This window comes from Rothia sp. HMSC072E10 (assembly GCF_001813965.1).
Classification (GTDB): Bacteria; Actinomycetota; Actinomycetes; order Actinomycetales; family Micrococcaceae; genus Rothia; species Rothia mucilaginosa_A.
Map to the genome: position 1 here is coordinate 173,057 of NZ_KV814486.1, position 20,111 is coordinate 193,167.

Genomic DNA, 20,111 nt, shown 5'->3' on the forward strand with positions numbered 1-20,111 from the left:
GCCGTAATAACCGTCGTGACGATAACCGTCGCGAGGGCGGCTACCGCGGTAACCGTGACGGTGGTCGTGACTTTGGCGGCGACCGCGACTTCAAGCGTCGTGACGACCGCGGTGCTCGCCGCGATGACCGCGGCGGCCGCGAGTACGGTAACCGCGACTTCGGCGGCCGTAATAACCGTCGTGACGATAACCGTCGCGACGGCTACCGCGGCGGTCGCGGCAAGCGCTACTAAGCGGGCGTTGTATCCCGGAAGCCGTATCCCGCGCCGCGTGACCGGAGCGTCGCGTAGCGCGGGGAGGGCTCAAAGCGTCCAGGCCGGTGGGGGACGAATTATCCGTTTCTCCGCCGGCCTTTTGTTTGTCTCGCGCGTCCGATTGCGGCGGCATGGCGGGGAGCATGGAGGAGTGGATTCCCGAGGGTAAAATTGTGGTGTATGCCATACTATTCGCGCTTGCGGGTGCCCCTAAAGCCATGTATAGTTTTACCTGTTGCCCCGATAGCTCAGTGGTAGAGCGCCATCTTGGTAAGATGGAGGTCCCGGGATCGATTCCCGGTCGGGGCTCTGTCATTAGCCCGTTATGCGGCGTTAATGATGTGGCGGTGTAGCTCAGCTGGTTAGAGCGCACGACTCATAATCGTGAGGTCGACGGATCGAGCCCGTCCACCGCTACGCCCCGATAGCTCAGTGGTAGAGCGCCATCTTGGTAAGATGGAGGTCCCGGGATCGATTCCCGGTCGGGGCTCAGATAAGCCTGTCTCTTCGGAGGCAGGCTTTTTTGTTTGCCAATTTTCTCTGCCTATTTTCTTTGCCTGAAGCCTGGTCTGCAGGTGCTCAATAGGTACTCAGCGCACGGCTCGATACCGGGCATAGCGAAGCCCCCGAGAAAAACTCGGGGGCTTCATCTTTATGCTCTGATCAAAGCGTTAGGAGGCGCGGCGCACCACCGGCAGCTGGGACAGCAGCTCGTAGGAGCGCAGGCGGTCCTCATGCTCCCATGCCTCGGTCATGACGATGAGCTCATCAGCGCCCGTGCGCGCCACCAGGTCCTCAATGCGAGCCTGCGCGGTGGCGGGGGAGCCTACGATTGCTTCGGCGGTCATGCGGTCGATGTGCATCTTCTCCGCGTCGGTCCAGACGGCGTCCATATCTTCCACGGGAGGTGCGAAAGACAGATTGCCGCGCACCACGCCCAGGAAGTGCTGCTGCTGGCTCGTGTACAGGTAGCGTGCCCGCTCATCGGTATCGGCGAGCATTGCGGTGGCGCCCACCATGACGTAGGGCTGCTCCAGGTGCTCCGAGGGCTTGAAGTTTGCGCGGTAGGTGTCTACCGCCTCCTGCAGCATTGCGGGCGCAAAATGCGAAGCGAACGCGTAGGGCAGACCCAGCTGTGCGGCAAGCTGCGCACCGAACAGGGAAGAACCCAGAATGTACAGGGGCACCTTCGAGCCCTGGCCGGGGATGGCGTGCACGCGGTGCATGGGGGAGGGTTCACCCAGGAAGCGCTGTAGCTGCTGCACCTCGGCGGGGAAGCTCATGGCGGCAGAATCGTCGCGGCGCAGAGCGGCGGCGGTCATCGGGTCGGTGCCGGGTGCACGGCCCACACCCAGGTCAATGCGGCCGGGGTGGAATGCGTTGAGGGTACCGAACTGCTCCGCCACCACGTAGGGTGCGTGGTTGGGGAGCATAATGCCGCCCGAACCCACGCGAATACGTTCGGTTGCGGCGGCAATCTCCGCCATGACCACGACGGTCGCCGAGGACAGCAGGGAGCCGGCATTGTGGTGCTCGGCGACCCAGAAGCGCTCGTAACCGTAGGACTCAGCCGCGCGGGCGGCATCGATGGTGTTGAGCATGGTCTGGTGCTGGCTCTGGTCGGGGCGGTGCGGCATCAGGTCAAGCACCGAAATTTTTACGTTGGAAGACACAATTTTTCCTTCTTGATTGATTGCGGGTACTCGCCCAGCCTACGCCTGCTTGGGCTGGATGGGTAGGGGCCTTCGCTAGCAGGTAAAAATGCGACGAAATACTGCACGCCTGCATGCCGGTTACTTGCACAGCGGTCTGTCCACTCTGCGCGTTCGAGCTGAACACTGTGCACAAGAACGGTAGACTGAAATCATGAGCATTAACCCTGAGATTGTGGGCAGGGTCTACCCGTCCGAGAACACCTACGTTGTCGGTCGCGAAAAGATCCGCGAGTTTGCCCGAGCAGTTCACGCAGAAAACCCCCTCCACCACGACGTTGAGGCAGCCCGCGCGGCAGGGTACGCAGATGTGATTGCCCCGCCGACCTTCGCCATTATCCTGGCGCAGGCAGCCGACGCGGCACTCATCAACGACGAGTCCGCGGGCATCGACTTCTCGCGCGTCGTGCATGCCGACCAGCGTTTCACTCACCACCGCCCCATCGTGGCCGGTGACGAGCTGCGCACCGAGGTTCACGTGGACTCCGTGCGCGTTATGGGTGCCGGCGCAATGCTGACCACCCGCGAAGAAATCGTTGACGCCCAGGGCGAGCCGGTCACCACCTGCATTTCTTCCCTGCTGGTTCGTGCCGAGGAGGAAAACTAATGGTGCGTTTTGAAGATCTTGAAAAGGGCCAGGACATCGGTTTGCGTACCGTGGAGCTTTCCCGCGCTTCGCTGGTGCGTTACGCTGGCGCATCCGGTGACTTCAACCCGATTCACTGGAACGAGCGTTTTGCTCAGTCGGTGGGTCTGTCCGGCGTGATTGCTCACGGCATGCTGACCATGGGTACCGCCGTGCAGCTCGTGAGCGACTGGGTGGGCGACCCCGGCGCGATTGTGGACTACCAGACTCGATTCACCAAGCCCGTTCCCGTGGCGGATGCACCCGGCGGCGAAAACCCCGACACCCCCACGAACGCCCTGACTATCAGCGGTAAGGTGGGCGCCCTGAATGAGGAGGAGCGCACCGCCCGCATCGACCTGACCGTCACCGCGCGTGACGAGGAAGGCAAGGAGCAGAAGGTTCTGATGAAGAGCCAGGCTCTGGTGCGTCTTTCGGCATAGTCCCTCGGCACAGAGTTTCTGTGCTCGCAGATAGCTGCGTGAAGGCCCCGACGCTGCCCGTTGCGGTGGTGCCGGGGCTTTCACGCGCTCACCGCTTTTGTGCGCTTACCGGCGGGGTAGTTGCGTTTTCTGAGAAAGGTGCGGCGGAAAATGAAGGCAAAATCACCATAAGGTTTCAGTGACTTTAACGCGTGGCGGGTGTTGACCTCCCGCAACGCCCGCTATTCTTAACCTATGACTGAAAAGCTGTTGAGCGAACTGACCACCGCCCAGGTAGGCGGCCCCGCCAAAACCTACGTCCGTGCCACCTCCGAGGCAGAAATCATCGAAGCAGTCTCCGCTGCAGACGCCGCCGGTGACCCCGTCCTGATTGTCGGTGGAGGCTCCAACCTGCTGGTTTCCGACGCGGGATTCGACGGAACCGTCGTGCACATCGCCTCCGACGGCGTGGAGAAGCTACCCATTCCCGCCTGCGGCGGCGCCAACGTGCGCGTGCAGGCTGGCACCATCTGGGACGACTTCGTAAAGCTCAGCATCGAGAACGAATGGGTCGGCCCCGCGGCTCTCTCCGGCATTCCCGGCACCGTGGGTGCAACCCCCGTGCAGAACGTGGGAGCCTACGGCGTGGAGGTGGGCGAGTTCATCGCCTCCGTACGCACCTGGGACCGCGAGAAGAACGCCCTGAAGACCTTCGCCGCCGCCGACCTACGCTTCGGCTACCGCGACTCGGTGCTCAAGCGCGCAACCGTCAACGGCTCGCCCCGCTACGTGGTGCTGACCGTCGATTTCCAGTTCACCCTGGGGAGCCTCTCCTCCCCGATTAAGTACGCCGAGCTGGCTAAGACCCTGGGCGTGGAGCCCGGTCAACGCGCCGACTCCGCGCTGGTACGCCAGAAGGTTCTGGAACTGCGCGGCTCCAAGGGCATGGTGCTCAACCCCGGGGACCGCGACACCTTCTCGACCGGTTCGTTCTTCACCAACCCGATTGTGCCCCGCTCGACCCTGGAGTCCCTGCCCGAGGGCGCCCCGAACTTCCCGGTCATTACCAAGGTGAACCCCTTCGGCCCCGGCACCGAGGACCCGGACCGCGTGAAGCTCTCTGCGGCCTGGCTGATTCAGCACGCCGGTTTCGACAAGGGCTTCGGTCTGGAGGGCGAGTCCCGCGAGATTGCCCACGGCCGCGCAAGCCTGTCGACCAAGCACACCCTGGCCATTACGAACCGCGGTGGCGCCTCCGCCGAGGATATCTTCGCGATTGCTCGCGCCGTGCGTGACGGCGTGCGCGAGCGCTTTGGCGTAACCCTCATACCCGAGCCCGTCGTGGTCAACGGCGAAATCTAGACGCCATTGTAGTGACGATGCCCCGGTTCCGTTTCGTGTGAAACGGAACCGGGGCATCGTGCGTTTATGGAGAAGCGGTCATTCCACCCGGAGCCTGCCTGACCGCAAGCGACTGTGCCGGAAGTGACCGTGCCGGATGCAACCTAACGGGGATCGGCCGAAGGGGACTCGCCGGGGGCCGGTAGGTTCTGGCTCCGCGGAGGGGCCTTGCGGCCGGTAGCTGCGGGAGCCTCGGGCAGATGCTGCACGAGTGCCTGTACGGCAAAGGGGACCCGTTCGCGGGGGCAGGGAGCGTGGAAAATCGGCTTGTGCCTCACGGGACGGTAGGGGAAGTATTCGGCGTCCTCGCGGGTGGACCAGACGATATTGCCGAACTCGTTCGGCACGGGCGAGAGCACGTTGGCGTAGTAGGCGCGGGCCTCCCCGCCCGCGGATTCATCCTGCTCAATGATGAGCGCGCGCACCATGCCCGCGGAAACCTCCCGGCCCGCCTCGGTCCCGCCCGGGCGTTCGGAGGGGTTCAGATGTACAGCCCGCAGCCTGTCCCCGAGCTCGTCCACGCGGGCCTCGCCGGGGGCCAGAACAGAGGCCTGTGCCGCGAGAGATGCGCAGAGGCCCTCACAGAGGGCACGAATCAGTGCCATGCGGGCCGGGTAGATGTCGGTGATATCCCAGCCGAGCAGAGGCGGGGCGGAAGAGACCGCGGGGGAAGAAGCCCCCGCCTCGCCCCGGTTCTCATCGTGCCGGGGCGTTCCGGGCGCATCCAGTGGAAGGTAGCCACGAGGTATCAACCCGCACTCCACCACGCGACCGTCACGCTGCTCCCAGAAGCTACGCGAGGACACGCTGAAAAGGAGTTGCGCATCGCGCACCTGCACGGTGAGCACGAAGTCCTGCGGGTAGGAGTTCTTGTACCGGGGCCTCAACGCAATCGGCTTATCGGTGGGTCCGAAGTTCTCGGGCCAGTCCAGGTAGTAGCTCATGGAAGCCCCGTCGCTACGATGCACCGTGAGCTCGCCGGGGAGCAGCTGGGCCTCGGGCGTTCCCGCGCGGCGGGCGGTGGCGTAGCGCTCGCTCACGGGCCAGGGCGTGAACTCTGTCCGGTAGGCGGTGGGTACAAAAGAATCAAGCATTGCGGTGACCCCTCACAGACGTATTCTAGGTCTTCAACCATTATGGCCCACAAGAACGCCGTGCCCTCCCCCAAAAGCTGCGGGAGGGCACGGCGTGCGGGTTTACAGCGAATCGCGGTTAGAGCGACTGGCCGCGACGTTCAGGCAGGAAGAACACCGTGGTTGCGGCGGTCAGGAAGGCCAGAGCGAAGAGCGTGAACAGCAGTGGGGTTCCGCCGAAGGCCACGAGCGGGGGCACGATGAGCGGTGCCGCAATCGAGGCCAGGCGTCCAATACCGGCCGCAGCACCGGTGCCGGTGCCGCGCAGGTGGGTCGGGAAGATTTCCGGGCTCAGGGCGTAGAGCGCACCCCAGGCACCCAGGTTGAAGAAGGAGAGCAGGCAACCCGCGATGATGATGAACACGTCGGAGTGTGCCAGGCCGTATCCCGCCGCGGCCAGCGCGGATCCAATCAGGAAGGCGGCCAGGGTGGCGCGGCGGCCCCACTTCTCGATGAGGTAGGCGGCCACGGCGTAACCGGGCAGCTGCGCGAGGGTCATGATGAGTGTGAACGCGAAGGACTTGACCAGGCTGAAGCCCTGAGCGCTCAGCAACGCCGGAATCCAGATGAAGGCACCGTAGTAGGAGAGGTTAATGCAGAACCAGATGATGCACAGGGCGATGGTCTTGCGGCGCTGACCCGCGGCCCAAATCGAGTGGACCTTGGCGGATTCGGCGTTGTCGGTGCTCTCCTCGGTGCCGTGGACGGCGGTCTCCTCGGCCTTCTGCGCCTTGGGGAAGAGAGCGGGGGAGGCTTCGAAGCGTTCGACGACGCGGCGGGCGTCATCGTGCTTGCCGACGGACTCCAGGAAGCGCACGGACTCGGGGGTGCCCATGCGGACCACCAGCGAGTAGATGGCGGGAATCAGGCCGATGGCCAGGGCCCAGCGCCAGCCGTTGGCCTGGGGAACGACAAAGGTGCCGATGACGGCGGCCAGAATCCAGCCGACGGCCCAGAATGCTTCAAGAGCGACCACGACGCGACCGCGGATGGAGCGGGGCGAGAACTCGGAGATGAGCGTGGAGGCCACGGGCAGCTCGGCACCCAGACCCAGGCCGACCAGGAAACGGAAGACGAGCAGTACACCCAGGGAGGTTGCCAGGGCGGAGGCGCCGGTCGCCAAGCCGTAAATCAGCAGGGTGAGGGCGAAGATATAGCGGCGGCCGAGCTTATCGGCGAGCAGACCGCCGAAGGTTGCGCCGAGTGCCATGCCGGCGAAACCGATGGAGCCGAGCCAGGAAGCCTCGGTGGGGCTGAGGTGCCATTCCTTGAGGAGCGCGGCCATGACGAAGGAGATAAGGCCTACGTCCATGGCGTCGAGTGCCCAGCCGAGGCCCGAGATGCCCAGGAGCTTGCCGTGGGCGCGGGTGAAGGGGAGGTTTTCGAGGCGCTCGTTGAGAGTGGGTGCGGCGTTGCGTTCCGTGGCGGGCGCAGCGGCGTTGGTGCTGGATGAGTCCGTTGAGACGGGACGGGAGGAGGACACGGTGGTGGGTCGCTTCCTTAGTGTTTAGGCGTAATGCCGGTGAATTGTTTCCCCTACAGTGTATAAAGGTATTTTCGACTTGAACACTATAGAAACGAAAAAACGTGAAGATGACAAAAAATCTCATAGATTAAGAAATCCTTCACAGCCCCCGCCCAGCAGCAGATGATATTCTCTAACCAGCCCGCCGCTCGGCGAAACTCGCCGCCCGTTTGGAAGGACCACCCCTGAAAACCATCGAAGACGAAGTCAAGGAAAGCGAAACCAGCCGCTTTCACCGCTGGCTCGAAGCCCGCAAGGAGCGTATGAACGCGCATCCGGTCCTGCGGCACCTCTACAAGCCCCTCGTGATCGGTGTGGGTGCCTTCTGCTTCATCGCCGGGCTCATCATGCTCGTCACCCCCGGCCCCGGCTGGCTCTTCATCTTCATCGGCCTGGGCATCTGGGGCACCGAATTTCCCTGGGCCCGCCGCGCCAACCGATTCATGAAGCACGTGGTGCTCACCGCCTGGTACCGCTACCGCGCCTGGAGCCAGCAGCGTAAGGAACGCAAAGCCGCACGCAAGGCGGCCCGAGCTCAGCAACGCTAGAGCCCGCCTCACGCCTGCATCCCACCCGCCGGCGCTATTGACAGAGCAAAAGCCCTCGCCTCCATCCGCCGGCGCTATTGACAGAGCAAAAGCCCTCGCCTCCATCCGTCCGGGATGGAAAGCGAGGGCTTTCGTATGTGCTAATCAGCGAGCTTTAGAGCTTGCCCACGGCAATCTGCAGCATGCGGCGAATCGGCTCGGCGGCACCCCACAGCAGCTGGTCACCCACGGTGAACGCGCTAATGTACTCGGGGCCCATGGCCAGCTTGCGCACGCGGCCAACCGGAATCTCCAGGGAGCCGGAGGCGGCCACGGGGGTCAGCTGCTCCATCGAGGCCTCGCGCTCGTTCGGCACGAAGCGAACCCAGGGGTTATCCTCGGCGATGATACGCTCGATTTCCTCCAGCGGCAGGTCCTTCTTGAGCTTGATGGTCAGCGCCTGAGAGTGCGAGCGCATCGCGGCGATACGGACGCACAGGCCGTCCATGGTGACCTTATCGTCGGCGGAACGGCCCAGAATCTTGTTGGTTTCGACCTCAGCCTTCCACTCCTCACGGGACTGGCCGTTACCCAGATCCGAATCAATCCAGGGAATCAGGGAGCCGGAGAGCGGCACACCGAACTGGGTGGAATCCAGCTCGCCGGAACGCTGCTTGGCCAGAACCTTGCGGTCAATGTCCAGAATTGCGGATGCGGGGTCGTCCAGCTCGGCGGCCACCTCATTGCCCAGGTCGCGGAACTGTGCGAGCACCTCGCGCATGTGGCGGGCGCCGCCGCCGGAAGCGGCCTGGTAGGTCATGGAGGTTGCCCACTCGACCAGATCGTTCTTGAAGAGACCGCCCAGACCCATCAGCAGGCAGGAGACGGTGCAGTTGCCGCCGATGTAGTCCTTCACGCCGGAGGCCAGGCCGCGGTCGATGACGTCGCGGTTAATGGGGTCCAGCACGATGATGGAGTCATCGTTCATGCGCAGGGTAGAGGCGGCGTCAATCCACAGGCCGTCCCAGCCGGCCGCGCGCAGCTTCGGGTGCACGGCCTCGGTGTAGCCACCGCCCTGAGCGGTCACGATGATGGAGTGCTTGCGCAGCTCATCAATGTCGTAGGCGTCCTTCAGCTCGGACGGCTCGAGAACGCCGTCGAAGGTGGGCGCCTGGCCACCAACGTTAGAGGTGGTGAAGAAGACGGGGGTAATGCCCTCGAAGTCGCCTTCCTCAACCATGCGCTTCATGAGGACCGAGCCCACCATGCCGCGCCAGCCAACAAAACCTACAGAGTCACCGGGATTAAAGTTCATGGTTCCCAGTGTACTCTCAGGTTGGCGCATCCGGGATAACACCGTACAAAAAATCTGGTATTCGGAACGGAACATCCCGCGGAGGCGCGGAGCTTACCGCCGGGGCTTATCCTCGGGGCGCTCGGGGCGGGTTAAACGCTCAAGCCCGCGGCACTCCGGGTGAAGTATCCGCGGGCTTGAGATGCAGTTTACGGGATGCGTCCTTTAGGGGAGACGTTCGAGCCTCTGGAAGGAGAAGTACATGGGGTTCTTCGTGCCCGACTCATCGAGCAGATACCCCTTCTCGCTCTTCTCCCAGGCCGTCTCGGAGACCACGTGCCAGCATCCGTTCGGGGAGCCTACCGCGCAGTTTCCGTGAGAGTCCGCGAGCTGCAGTTCGGGCGCTCGCGTATCGCCGGTAATCTCGTTGCCTTCCTGGCAGTAGAAGAACGTACGCTCCACCACTTCCACCCGACCGAAGGCGGGCAGGTCGTTGCGGGAGAGCGCCTCCGCGTACACGGAACCGCCGCCAATAATCCAGGCATCAACGGTAGGGGTGTTAGCCGCGGTGCTTTCCGGCAGCTCGGGATTCGGCTCAATCGGTGCGCCCACGGCGTCGCGAGCCGCGTACAGGGCCGCATCCAGCGAGGGAACCCACAGGGCACCATCGCGTTCTTCAGCCTCAGAAACCGAACGGCTAATCACAATATTCGTGCGGCCCGGCAGCGGACGGAAACGCGGCGGGAAGGACTCCCACGTGCGGCGCCCCATGATGACCGGAGCCCCCAGGGTGACCGCCTTGAAGTGCGCCAAATCCTCCGGGGCGCGCCAGGGCATATCCCCCGCGCGGCCAATGACTCCGGCATCGGTTTGAGCCCAAATAGCACCCAGACAATACATCATGCCTCCTAGAGCTACCTGCAGTTAGACCGCAATCGGGGCGGCAATGCCCGGGTGGTGCTTGTAATCCACCAGCTCGAAGTCTTCGTACTCGTAATCGAAAATAGAAGGCTTCTTGGTTTTAATAACGAGCTTCGGGTACGGGTAGGGCTCGCGCGGCGGGTAGGGGTTGCCCTCCGGATCGGTGCCGTAACCCAGCTGCTTCTTCACCTGCTCCAGGTGGTTCGAGTAGATGTGGCAGTCACCGCCGGTCCACACGAACTCGCCCGGAACCATGCCCACCTCTTCGGCAATCAGGTAGGTCAGCAGGGCGTAGGAGGCGATGTTAAAGGGCACGCCCAGGAACATGTCCGCGCTACGCTGGTACAGCTGGCAGGAGAGCTCCTTCACGCCGTCCGGGCGCTCGTGCACGTAGAACTGGAAGAGCGCGTGACAGGGCGGAAGCGCCATGTTGTCCACCTCGACCGGGTTCCACGCCGAAACGATGTGGCGGCGCGAGGCGGGGTTGTTCTTGAGCGAGTCGATGACCTTGGCAATCTGATCGATCGTGCCTCCGTCGGGGGTCGGCCAGGAACGCCACTGCACGCCGTACACCGGACCCAAGTCACCGTTCTCGTCGGCCCATTCATCCCAAATGGTCACGCCGCGCTCCTGCAACCAGCGGACGTTCGAGGAACCGCGCAGGAACCACAGCAGTTCAATTGCCACCGACTTAAAGTGCACGCGCTTGGTGGTAATCAGCGGGAAGGAATCCCGCAGGTCGAAGCGCATCTGGCGGCCAAACACGCCGAAGGTGCCGGTGCCGGTGCGGTCGGAACGCTGAGCGTCGGCGGCGATGGCGTCCTTGTTTTCCTCCAGGATGTCGCGCAGAAGATCTTCGTACGGGGTGGGGATGGGTGCGTCGCTCATGATAAGCCTTCGTGGTAGTCCGTGCGGGATGGCCGGGCGCGGTTCGTGCCGGGCCGTTTATCCATTGTAGAAGCGCGCGAACGCGCCGAGGAGTAAGAATCGGCGCGTTCGCGGTCAGAAGTTAAAAGCGGAGGGCTAGTCCAGGGCCGGGCGTACCCGCTCCACCGAAACGATGCGCGGGTTCTCACCCTCGGTCACCTGCAGCACCAGGGCATCGCCGGGCTCCAGGTAGGGGTCGGCGGCCGGCAGGATATCAGCGGGCGATCCCTCCCACAGGTGCTCGCCCAGAACCTCCATGACGATGGGCAGCACGGGGCGGTGCGTGCACAGCAGCGAGGGGGCGTCCTTCTCGAAGAGGGAGGCCACGGTACGGGTCGTGCGCGCCGGGTGACGCTGAGCGCCGGCCTCCGAGAGGGACTTCTTCTCCTTGACCGCCACGCCGTGCTCCACGGAGTAGGGGGTCACCGTCTGCAGGCAGCGCAGCCACGGCGAGGAGAGGATTCGGTTGGGCGCCCAGGCGGCGTACAGGCCGCTGGAGGCGAGGGCCTGGCGCTTACCGGTGCCGGCCAGCGGGCGGTCATCCTCGGCTGCGGCCCAGTGCGAACGCGGCTTGGCCTTCGCGTGGCGGGCAATGATGACGGGGCGGGTGCGCAGCGCATCCGCCTCGCGCAGAGCCTCGAGGGAATCCAGCGGGCCTAGATCATCACGGTTGGTCAGCAAGGCGCGGGCCACCTCGGGGGTCACCCAGCGCAGCTCGTCCACTTCACCCTCATCGGCCAGGGCGAGAGCACCCTCGGGAAGCTGAGCGGACCAGTAGAAGACATCCTTGGGGCGGCCGCCCACGGGGTAGGAGGTGACGGCCAACGGCACGCCCAGGGTCACCTGCAGGCCCACTTCCTCACGAATCTCGCGGATTGCGGTTTCTGCGAGGGACTCGCCCGGGTCCTGCTTGCCCTTGGGCCAGGACCAGTCGTCGTAGTTGGGTCGGTGAATGATGAGCAACTCGAAGACATCGTCGCGCACGCGCCAAATCAGCGCGCCGGCAGCAACGATTTCTGCGGTGTTGGCGGGGGAACGGTCGACGCTGTTCACCGCGTCGAAGCGTCGGGCCGAGTAGTAGATGGAGGAGGAATCCTGCGGGGCCATGTCTCTCTAGTCCTTGGTGGTTGGGTCTGCACGGCGCGGTGGAAGCGCCGGGTTCCGCGTCTTATTGTACGGGAGAAAAACCACAACCTGTCACCTTGACGTAACCTTCTGTTCACCTTTGCGTCCGGGTTGCATTCGGGTTATGTCTGGGTGGGCGTGCGGGAACCGGCAAACCGACGCAGGATAGCGAAGGAGCCCCGCTCCCCACCGTACGGGGTGGGAAGTGGGGCTCCTTGTGGAAGGGACGATACCGGCCTAGACCTTGTCCACGTTCTTACGCGAGCGCGAACGCAGGTAGTAGGACTGCACATCCTGCAGGGGCTTGCCCTCGCTATCGGTGTTGTGACGGGTCCAGGTGCCGTCCGCGGCCAGGTGCCAGGTGCGCGAGGAATCACTCATGTAGGTGGTGAACATATCGAGTAGGTACTTGATGTGGCGCGGATCCTTGATCTGTACGAGCGCCTCGATGCGGCGGTCCAGGTTGCGGTGCATCATGTCGGCCGAGCCGATGTACACGACCGGATCGCCCGCATTCTCGAAGGCGAACACACGCGAGTGCTCCAGGAAGCGGCCCAGAATCGAGCGCACACGAATGTTTTCGCTCAGACCGGGAACGCCGGGGCGCAGGGCACAGATACCGCGTACGACCACATCCACCGGCACGCCCGCCTGGGAAGCGCGGTAGAGCGAGTCGATGACGGCTTCGTCCACCATCGAGTTGCACTTGATCTGAATCTTGGCCGGCTTACCCGCCTGGTGGTTCTCAATCTCGCGGTCGATGCGCTCAATCAGGCCGCTACGCAGGGAGCGGGGTGCAACCAGCAGCGACTTGTAGCTGGTCTTCGGGGCGTAGCCGGAGAGCTGGTTGAACAGGCGCGAGACGTCCTCGCAAATCTGCTCGTCGCAGGTGATGATGCCCAGGTCCTCGTAGAAACGGGCCGTGGAGGGGTGGTAGTTACCGGTGCCGATGTGGGCGTAACGACGCAGGTGGTTGCCCTCGCGGCGCACCACCAGGGAGAGCTTGCAGTGCGTCTTCAGACCCACGATGCCGTACACCACGTGTACGCCGGCGCGTTCGAGCTTGCGAGCCCACGAGATGTTGGCCTCCTCGTCGAAGCGGGCCTTAATCTCGACCAGCGCCACGACCTGTTTGCCGGCCTCGGCGGCCTCAATCAGGGCGTCCACGATGGGGGAATCGCCGCTGGTGCGGTACAGGGTCTGCTTGATGGCCTGCACGCGCGGGTCGGCGGCGGCCTGAGCCAGGAAAGCCTGCACACTGGTGGCGAAGGAATCGTAGGGGTGGTGCAGCAGCACGTCGTGGTCGCGGGCTGCGGCGAAGACATCCGCTTCCTTGGCGGTCTCGGCGGCGTTGAGCCAGCGGGAGGTGTGCGCAATGTGCTTGGGGTAGTGCAGCGCCGGACGGTTGGCGCGCACGATGGCACTCAGACCACGCAAATCCAGCGGGGCCGGCAGGCGGTACACCTCGGACTCGTCGATGTTCAGTTCAGAAATCAGCAGGTCGAGGATGGTGGGGTTAATAGTATCCTCAACCTCCAGACGCACCGGCGGGCCGAAGCGGCGGCGCAGAAGCTCCTTCTCCAGGGCCTTCAGCAGGTTCTCGGCGTCGTCCTCTTCCACCTCGAGATCCTCGTTACGGGTCACGCGAAAGACGTGGTGCTCCACAACCTCCATGCCGGGGAAGAGCGTGTCGAGATGCTCCGCGATGATGTCCTCAAGCGGAATGTAGCGGCTCTCGCGGCCGGCGGTGTTGGCGGCGCGGGCACCGTCCACGGAGACCATACGGTCCAGCTGATCGGGTACCTTGACGCGGGCGAAAAGCTCCTTGCCGGTCTGCGGGTTGCGCACCAGCACGGCAAGGTTGAGCGAAAGACCCGAGATGTAGGGGAAGGGGTGAGCCGGGTCCACGGCCAGCGGGGTCAGAATCGGGAAGATGTCGCGCATGAAATCCTGGCGCAGGCGTACCTTGGCGTCGGTGTCCAAATCCTCCCAGCTCACGATGCGGATGTTCTGCTCCTCCAGGGCGGGCAGCACCTGCTCGTGGAATACCTTGGCGTGGCGCTCCTGCAGCTTGTGGGCGTGCTCGGCGATCTCCTCCATCTGCTCCTCGGGGCTCAGACCGGCGGCGGAGGGCACGGCCAGCCCGGTGGCGATGCGGCGCTTCAGGCCGGCCACGCGCACCATGAAGAACTCGTCGAGGTTGGACGCGACGATGGACAGGAAGTTCAGGCGCTCCAGCAGGTACAGGTCCGGATCCTCCGCCAGCTCCAGCACGCGGGTGTTGAAGTCGAGCCAGCTGCTCTCGCGGTCGAAGAAACGCTCGGGGCCGAACTCTTCCTCCAGGCTGAAGTAGGATCGCTTCTCGCCCTTCTCGATGCGGTCGCCGCGGGAGTCCGCGCGCTCGATCTTGGAGATGTCGTTGCCGATGTGGATAACGCCGGTCATGGGCGCCGGCTCGGTGGGCTTGGGTTTGGGTGCCTTATTCAGACCGTTAGGGGCGGGTACCATACTGTACTTCCTTTCCTGTGTAGTGGTTAGCTAAATCGGTGGGCGCACCCGCGGCTGCGCGCCGGGGCGGGCCCGGCATGTAATGAGGCCTGAGCGGGCTCGCGTGCGGGAGGGCTAGGCGGCGTGACCGGGAGCGTACATACGGTCCACCGTGGCCACGCTGAATCCCAACGAGGTGTACAGCGAGTAGGCCGCAGTGTTGTCGGCATCCACGTAGAGCTCGATGGCGTGCAGGGGCTCGCCCGACTCGTCGGCGGCCAACGCCAGGTAGGCCAGCGCTCGCAGGGTCAGGGTGCGGCCCAAGCCGCCTCCCTGCGAGTCGGGGTTCACTCCCACCACGTAGATTTCGCCGGCGGGGGAGAGCTCGCCCCTCACCTGCCCGGTCGGAATCTTGGTCCAGGTAAACGCAGCAATCGAAGCGTCGTCTTCCTTCTCGGAGGCGATGAAGAAGCCCTCGGGACGGAACCAATCGGAGCCGGTGCGCTCGCGCAAATCGGCCAGGGTGAGCTTGCCCTGCTCCGGGTGGTGCGCAAAGGCGGCCGCGTTGACCCGCAGCCAGGGGAACTCGTCCGCGCCCGTGTAGGTTCGCATCCGCAGGTTCTCGGGGAGCGCGCGCGCGTCGGAGCGTTCAACGAGGTCCTCGCGGGTTGACTCGTCCAGCGGCAGAACCATCTTGTACAGAACGCGCACCGGGCTGAACCCGTGCAGGGTCGCGAAGGCGTGCGCGGGGGTTTCGATGCCGGTGTCGTTGGCGCTTCCGTGCACCCAGAGGCGGTATCGCACGGCATCCTCCCCGAGCTGACGGACGGCGTGCTCGAAGAACGCGCTTCCCGCGCCGCGACCGCGGTAGGCGGGGGCCACGGCCGCCTCGATGACGCCGCCGTCCTCATCGGAGATGGGAGTGAGGGCCACGAAGGCGGCCGCGATGGTGCCGCCGTCCTCGGCCAGGAAGAGGCGGGGAGGGGTGAGGGGGCGCTCGCGCAGGGCCTTGGTGAGTTCGATGCGGGTCTGCTCGGAGAACGCCGAGACGCCGTCGTGGAGCGCAACCTCGCGGGCAAAAGTATCGAAACGGTCCAGCAGCTCGGCGGTGAGTGCGGGTTCGGTGTAGACAAGGTCGGTTGAGGGAGGGGTTGTCTGACTGGTGGCCATCATTGCCTTCTTTCGTAGCCTTCCCTTTAACTCTACCGGGGAATATTGTTCTTTGAAGAGTTTGGTCTAGGTTACGAACGAATATGACGGGAACCGACCGTCCTACGCCCCTCGCGTGTCGGTTAACGGGTCGAGCTGAAGGAATATCCCACGTTGCGGACGGTCGAAATCATCTGCTCGTGCTCGGTGCCCAGCTTCGATCGCAGGCGACGCACGTGCACGTCGACCGTGCGGGTGCCGCCGTAGTAGGAATCGTAGCCCCAGACCTCCGAGAGCAGCTGCGCGCGCGAGAAGACGCGGCCCGGGTGCATGGCCATGAATTTGAGGAGCTCAAACTCCTTGAAGGTCAGGTTGAGCGCGGCCCCGGAGAGATGTGCCGAATAGGCCTGCGTGTCGATAACCAGGTTGCCGGCCCGGATGATGCGTTCCTGCGTCGAATCGTCCTGGGGCTCGGCCTCACTCACGATGGCCAGGCGCAACCGAGCGTCCATTTCGGAGGGGGAAGCCTGATCCGAAACGATGTCGTCCACCTGCCAGGAGGAGGCAACCGCCGCCATACCACCCTCGTTAAGAAGCGCGATGAGGGGGAGCTGTAGGCCGGATGCACGGAGCAGCTGGGCGCTGTGGCGAGCCTGCACGAGCGCGGTGCGGGCATCCAGTATGACCAGGTCAAACCCCTGATCCTCGAGGACCTTATGCGCCGTGTCGAGGGGGAAGAGCTGCACCCGGTGGCTGAGGAGGCTCAGAGAGGGAACGACGTCCTGAGCCGTGGTGTCGCTCAGAAGCGCAATACGGTACACGTTCTCTCCCTTCCTACACGTCACGCGGCGGCTTGATAAATCTCTTCTAGTGTACCCGCCCGGCCCCCAACCGCCGGGAGCGGCGCCAGCCTCAGACTAAGGACACCCCGCCGCCAGCCCCCCCGTGCGCTCTTTCGCGCTGGGGCGTGTGGTAGCTTTAAGACATGGATAACAATCTTATGGCTCTCGAAGCTTTCTTCATGGTGCTGATGGCTATCATCTCCGTGTGCATCGCAATCGGTGCTTTCGCGGTGTTGCGCGGCCTCTTCAGCGGTCAGAAGTAATCTTCCGATAAGGGCAGAAGCATAAGCCTGACATAGGGCATTGGGCGGTTCGCGAGCCGCCCGCGCCAATGACGGCGTAAACCCCCGTCCGGGTTCATCCGGGCGGGGGTTTCCTATGCCTGTTTTCTCCGGTGGGCTACCGGCGGTAGGCTTCTGGGCCGCTGGCGAACTCGTAACATATCTCTATCCGTTACCTGCCCTAGCCGGTAAAATGTGGGTATGGCTATTGAAATTCCTTCCAACCTAACCCCTGAACTCGTTCCCTTTGCGTGGCTCCTCGGCACCTGGGAAGGCACCGGAACCATGTGGTACGAGGGTCAGGAAAACACCCCCTTCGGCCAGATTATTACCTTTGAGCAGGATGGCCTGCCCTTCATTGAGTACCGCGCCGAATCTTTCCTCCTCGACGACGAGGGTAAGAAGCTCCGTCCCATCACCGTAGAGACCGGCTTCTGGCAGATCGATCGCCCGCTCACCGATGCCGACGGCGGCTTCGGCATCGTGCCCAAGGACGTTGTTCCCGCCTTCGCCGACGCGGAGAGCGTCGAGACCCTGCGTAACGAGGACGACGGCTTCTCCCTGCTCGCAACCATCGCCCACCCCGGCGGTATCAGCGAGAACTACGTGGGCATGGTTAAGGGCCCGGTCGTGCGCATGCAGACCGGCAACCTGCTGCGCGACGAGATTTCCCACGAGTACGCCGGCTCGGTGCGCCTGTGGGGCCTGGTCAACGGTAACCTCATGTGGGACTGGGAGATTGCGGACGCCGAGGGCAAGTTGCACAAGCACGCTTCCGCCGAGCTGCGCAAGACCTCCTCGATGACCGGCGATTCCTTGGGAACCTCGATGTTCGGTTCCCTGGACGGCGAAGAGCCCACCGGCGAGCCTTCCGATAAGCCCGCCGCCGAATAGTTTGTGCCAATCATCAGAGCCTGCCCCGCTCCCCGGTGGGGTGGGTTCTTTCGTGTGAAAGGTTTCCTCCGTGACTGAATCTTTGACCGACCCGGTCCGGGCCGAACAGGACCGGACCGCACGCCTCGCAAGCCCCCTGCTTTCGGTGAGCGGGGCTTTCGCCGCCGGCGGCCCCGACGAGGGTGTGGCGGCCCACTACGGCGACCCCATCCACGAGCAGCGAGCCCTGAGCCGCGACCGTTCCGCCGGGGCGGACGAACCCCTGGTGGTGGTAGACCGCTCGTCCCTGGGTATCGTGCGAGTGACGGGCCCGGACCGCCTGACCTGGCTGACCTCCATCGCCTCGCAGATTCTGAGCGATATGAAGGCCGGCGATAGCCGTGAATTCCTGCTGTTGACCCCGCAGGGACGCATCGAATACGCCCCCGCAGCCTTCGAAGACGGTGAGGCCCTCTGGCTCATCGTCGAGGGTGACCAGGCCGAATCCCTGGAGGAGTACCTCAACCGCATGAAGTTCATGTTGCGCGTCGAGATTCAGAATCTCAGCGACGAGTACGCGGTGCTCGAGACGAGCCGCGATCCCCGCGGTGCTGATGGAGTAGTACATCCGGCCCTGGCCGCGGCGCTCGCCGGTGCCTCCGCCGAAGGCCTGCCGGTGTGGGAGGACCCCTGGAACACCCCCGCCCCGGGTGGCTACCGCTACGACGAGGCCGGGGATGCGCACCCGGGCGCCGACTACGTGCGGTTCTGGACGATTATTCCCCGCGGGACGCTGAACGCCCTGGCGGAGAACCGCGAGGGCGTTCGCCTCGCGGGTGTATGGGCCGCCGAGGCCCTGCGCATCGAGGCCTGGCGTCCCCGCTACGGCACCGAGGTGGATGACAAGAGTATTCCGCAGGAGCTGGACTACTCCCGCACTGCGGTGCACTTCGATAAGGGATGCTACAAGGGGCAGGAGACGGTCGCGCGCGTGCACAACCTGGGCCGCCCGCCGCGCCGCCTGGTATTCTTGGACATCGATGGTTCGGAGCACACCCTGCCGGCCGTCGGTAGTGAGCTCTTCGTGGAGGGCAAGGCCCGCCCGGTTGGCCGTATCACTTCGGTGGCGCTGCACCACGAGGCCGGGCCCATCGCCCTGGCCGTCATTAAGCGTGGCGTTGATTCGAAGGCGCCCCTGCGCGCGGTAGACGGTGGGGATTTCCTGCCCGACGGGTCCCCGGCACCGGCCACGGAGTATGCGGTGGCTCAGACGACTGTGGTTTCGCCCGATTCGGGCGAGGTGGCGCGCCGCTCCCTCTCCGGCCAGGAGTTCTTGAAGCGTTAGAAACCGACTCTCTGTTCTTTCTGGAAGCGTAGAAACCGCTGAGGCGGGCACTCGCGATGGAGTGCCCGCCTCAGCGGTTTTGTGTACGGGGAGCGGCTTAGCGGCCGAAGAGAACGGAGGCCTCGTCCCAACGTTCCTGCGGAACGGACTTCAGGCCGTCCAGAGCCTCTTCCAGCGGCACGTACTTGACGACGGTGCCCTGGACCGAAACCATCTTGCCCCACTGCTTCTGGGCAACCATGTCCACGGCGCCCATGCCCAGGCGGGTTGCCAGCACGCGGTCGAAGCCGGTGGGGGCGCCACCGCGCTGGATGTGGCCGAGGATGGTGTTACGGGTCTCGATGCCGGTCATGCGTTCGATTTCGTGGGTCACGTATTCACCAATGCCGCCGAGGCGCGGACGACCGTCCTTCTCGGTGCCCTTGTTGGCCATGACATCGTCGAAGCCCTCGGGGATGAAGCCCTCGGCAACGACGACCAGGGGAGAGCGGCCGCGGTCGTGTACCTCGGTGACCCACTCGGCGACCTGGTCCATGGAGACCTTGACCTCGGGAATCAGGATGGCGTGTGCGCCTGCCGCCATGCCGGAGTGCAGCGCAATCCAGCCGACGTGACGACCCATGACCTCTGCGACCATGCAACGGTGGTGCGACTCACCGGTGGTGCGGATGCGGTCCATAGCCTCGGTTGCGATGGAGACTGCGGTATCGAAACCGAAGGTGTAGTCGGTCGCGCGCAGGTCGTTATCAATGGTCTTGGGCACGCCGATGACGGGCAGGCCGGCGTCGGCCAGGCGCTTGGCGCCGGCGAGGGTGCCTTCACCGCCGATGGCGACGATGGCGTCGATGCCGTGACGCTCCATCATGATTTCGATGTTTTCGGGGCCGCCGTTGGGGCCGTCGAAGGGGTTGGTACGGGAGGTGCCGATGATGGTACCGCCCTGGGCTGCCAGGCCGCGGACCTTCTGGCGGGGCAGGTCCATGTAGTCGCCCTCGACGACGCCTCGCCAGCCGTCACGGAAGCCGACGAATTCGTAACCGTACTTCTTGACACCGTTGAGCACGGCACCTCGAATGACAGCGTTCAGGCCGGGGCAGTCGCCGCCGGAAGTAAGCAGACCGATCTTCATGTTGGCTCCTTGTGAATGTCTGCGCGTCGGGGGTGTGTTGCGCGCGTATATAACTATGGCCTCCACGAAGTCGGCACGCACGAAAGTGCCGCTCGGGAGGTCATTCTCTTGGTCTCTATTTTAGCGGGGTTTGGGATGT

17 protein-coding genes, 3 tRNA genes and 1 pseudogene are annotated in these 20,111 nt (G+C 64.2%); 10 read left to right on the top strand and 11 right to left on the bottom strand.

Features of this window, described 5'->3' with window-relative positions; all coding sequences use genetic code 11:
• The 4 genes and pseudogenes from HMPREF2944_RS02350 to HMPREF2944_RS02365 form a co-directional block, all read left to right on the top strand.
• Positions 1 to 233 (top strand): annotated as a pseudogene (locus HMPREF2944_RS02350) (ATP-dependent RNA helicase); the annotation flags it as partial.
• 258 nt (positions 234 to 491) lie between these two features.
• Positions 492 to 563: transfer RNA gene (locus HMPREF2944_RS02355), tRNA-Thr, on the top strand.
• Between the two features lie 34 nt (positions 564 to 597).
• Positions 598 to 671: transfer RNA gene (locus tag HMPREF2944_RS02360), tRNA-Met, on the top strand.
• A 1-nt stretch (position 672) separates the two neighbouring features.
• A tRNA-Thr gene (locus HMPREF2944_RS02365) sits at positions 673 to 744 on the top strand.
• Positions 745 to 925: 181 nt separating this feature from the next.
• Here the strand turns inward: HMPREF2944_RS02365 and HMPREF2944_RS02370 are convergent.
• Positions 926 to 1,927 carry an LLM class flavin-dependent oxidoreductase gene (locus tag HMPREF2944_RS02370; protein ID WP_070649891.1) on the bottom strand — a complete coding sequence of 334 codons (1,002 nt, stop codon included), beginning with the start codon at positions 1,925 to 1,927 and terminating at the stop codon, positions 926 to 928.
• Between the two features lie 193 nt (positions 1,928 to 2,120).
• On the opposite strand from HMPREF2944_RS02370, the gene HMPREF2944_RS02375 reads away from it, so the two are divergent.
• The 3 genes from HMPREF2944_RS02375 (at position 2,121) to HMPREF2944_RS02385 (ending at position 4,375) form a co-directional block, all read left to right on the top strand.
• Positions 2,121 to 2,573 carry a MaoC family dehydratase N-terminal domain-containing protein gene (locus HMPREF2944_RS02375; protein WP_070483612.1) on the top strand — a complete coding sequence of 151 codons (453 nt, stop codon included), beginning with the start codon at positions 2,121 to 2,123 and terminating at the stop codon, positions 2,571 to 2,573.
• Positions 2,573 to 3,034, top strand: coding sequence for a MaoC family dehydratase (locus HMPREF2944_RS02380; protein WP_049346397.1), 462 nt, complete (start codon positions 2,573 to 2,575; stop codon positions 3,032 to 3,034). The genes HMPREF2944_RS02375 and HMPREF2944_RS02380 overlap by 1 nt, the downstream gene beginning before the upstream one ends.
• A 234-nt stretch (positions 3,035 to 3,268) precedes the next feature.
• Positions 3,269 to 4,375: a UDP-N-acetylmuramate dehydrogenase gene (locus HMPREF2944_RS02385; RefSeq protein WP_070680113.1), complete on the top strand. Its 1,107-nt coding sequence runs from the start codon at positions 3,269 to 3,271 to the stop codon at positions 4,373 to 4,375.
• A gap of 143 nt (positions 4,376 to 4,518) precedes the next feature.
• Here HMPREF2944_RS02385 and HMPREF2944_RS02390 read toward each other — a convergent pair whose 3' ends face one another.
• Both HMPREF2944_RS02390 and HMPREF2944_RS02395 read right to left on the bottom strand, forming a co-directional pair.
• The gene (locus HMPREF2944_RS02390; protein WP_070680116.1) at positions 4,519 to 5,508 is read right to left on the bottom strand and encodes a histidine kinase; all 990 of its coding nucleotides are present in this window, start codon (positions 5,506 to 5,508) and stop codon (positions 4,519 to 4,521) included.
• A gap of 118 nt (positions 5,509 to 5,626) precedes the next feature.
• Complete coding sequence (locus HMPREF2944_RS02395; RefSeq protein ID WP_070680119.1) at positions 5,627 to 7,030, bottom strand: MFS transporter; 1,404 nt, start codon at positions 7,028 to 7,030, stop codon at positions 5,627 to 5,629.
• Positions 7,031 to 7,242: 212 nt separating this feature from the next.
• Here HMPREF2944_RS02395 and HMPREF2944_RS02400 point away from each other — a divergent pair, with 212 nt between their 5' ends.
• Positions 7,243 to 7,620 (top strand): TIGR02611 family protein, encoded by a 378-nt coding sequence (locus HMPREF2944_RS02400; protein ID WP_070680122.1) that lies wholly within the window; start codon positions 7,243 to 7,245, stop codon positions 7,618 to 7,620.
• Between the two features lie 154 nt (positions 7,621 to 7,774).
• Here HMPREF2944_RS02400 and asd read toward each other — a convergent pair whose 3' ends face one another.
• The 7 genes from asd to HMPREF2944_RS02435 all read right to left on the bottom strand — a co-directional run bounded on the left by asd (position 7,775) and on the right by HMPREF2944_RS02435 (position 16,323).
• Positions 7,775 to 8,914, bottom strand: coding sequence for an aspartate-semialdehyde dehydrogenase (gene asd / locus HMPREF2944_RS02405; RefSeq protein WP_049331813.1), 1,140 nt, complete (start codon positions 8,912 to 8,914; stop codon positions 7,775 to 7,777).
• A gap of 204 nt (positions 8,915 to 9,118) precedes the next feature.
• A complete protein-coding gene (locus tag HMPREF2944_RS02410) occupies positions 9,119 to 9,793 on the bottom strand; it encodes a dihydrofolate reductase (protein WP_070680126.1) in 675 nt (224 codons plus the stop codon).
• A 24-nt stretch (positions 9,794 to 9,817) separates the two neighbouring features.
• Positions 9,818 to 10,702, bottom strand: a complete 885-nt coding sequence (locus HMPREF2944_RS02415) for a thymidylate synthase (protein WP_070680129.1) — start codon at positions 10,700 to 10,702, stop codon at positions 9,818 to 9,820.
• A 135-nt stretch (positions 10,703 to 10,837) separates the two neighbouring features.
• Positions 10,838 to 11,848: an NUDIX hydrolase gene (locus HMPREF2944_RS02420; protein WP_070680132.1), complete on the bottom strand. Its 1,011-nt coding sequence runs from the start codon at positions 11,846 to 11,848 to the stop codon at positions 10,838 to 10,840.
• Between the two features lie 255 nt (positions 11,849 to 12,103).
• Complete coding sequence (locus HMPREF2944_RS02425) at positions 12,104 to 14,374, bottom strand: RNA degradosome polyphosphate kinase (protein ID WP_083313054.1); 2,271 nt, start codon at positions 14,372 to 14,374, stop codon at positions 12,104 to 12,106.
• 114 nt (positions 14,375 to 14,488) lie between these two features.
• Positions 14,489 to 15,523, bottom strand: a complete 1,035-nt coding sequence (gene mshD / locus HMPREF2944_RS02430; RefSeq protein ID WP_141755725.1) for a mycothiol synthase — start codon at positions 15,521 to 15,523, stop codon at positions 14,489 to 14,491.
• 122 nt (positions 15,524 to 15,645) lie between these two features.
• Positions 15,646 to 16,323 carry a winged helix-turn-helix transcriptional regulator gene (locus HMPREF2944_RS02435; protein WP_049343273.1) on the bottom strand — a complete coding sequence of 226 codons (678 nt, stop codon included), beginning with the start codon at positions 16,321 to 16,323 and terminating at the stop codon, positions 15,646 to 15,648.
• Positions 16,324 to 16,826: 503 nt separating this feature from the next.
• Between HMPREF2944_RS02435 and HMPREF2944_RS02440 the strand changes: the two genes are divergently transcribed.
• Positions 16,827 to 17,519: a heme-binding beta-barrel domain-containing protein gene (locus tag HMPREF2944_RS02440; protein WP_049331824.1), complete on the top strand. Its 693-nt coding sequence runs from the start codon at positions 16,827 to 16,829 to the stop codon at positions 17,517 to 17,519.
• Between the two features lie 70 nt (positions 17,520 to 17,589).
• Positions 17,590 to 18,843 carry a CAF17-like 4Fe-4S cluster assembly/insertion protein YgfZ gene (locus HMPREF2944_RS02445; RefSeq protein WP_070680138.1) on the top strand — a complete coding sequence of 418 codons (1,254 nt, stop codon included), beginning with the start codon at positions 17,590 to 17,592 and terminating at the stop codon, positions 18,841 to 18,843.
• 97 nt (positions 18,844 to 18,940) lie between these two features.
• On the opposite strand, the gene HMPREF2944_RS02450 is transcribed toward HMPREF2944_RS02445, so the two are convergent.
• Positions 18,941 to 19,972, bottom strand: a complete 1,032-nt coding sequence (locus tag HMPREF2944_RS02450) for a 6-phosphofructokinase (RefSeq protein WP_049343271.1) — start codon at positions 19,970 to 19,972, stop codon at positions 18,941 to 18,943.
• Between the last annotated feature and the right edge of the window lie 139 nt (positions 19,973 to 20,111).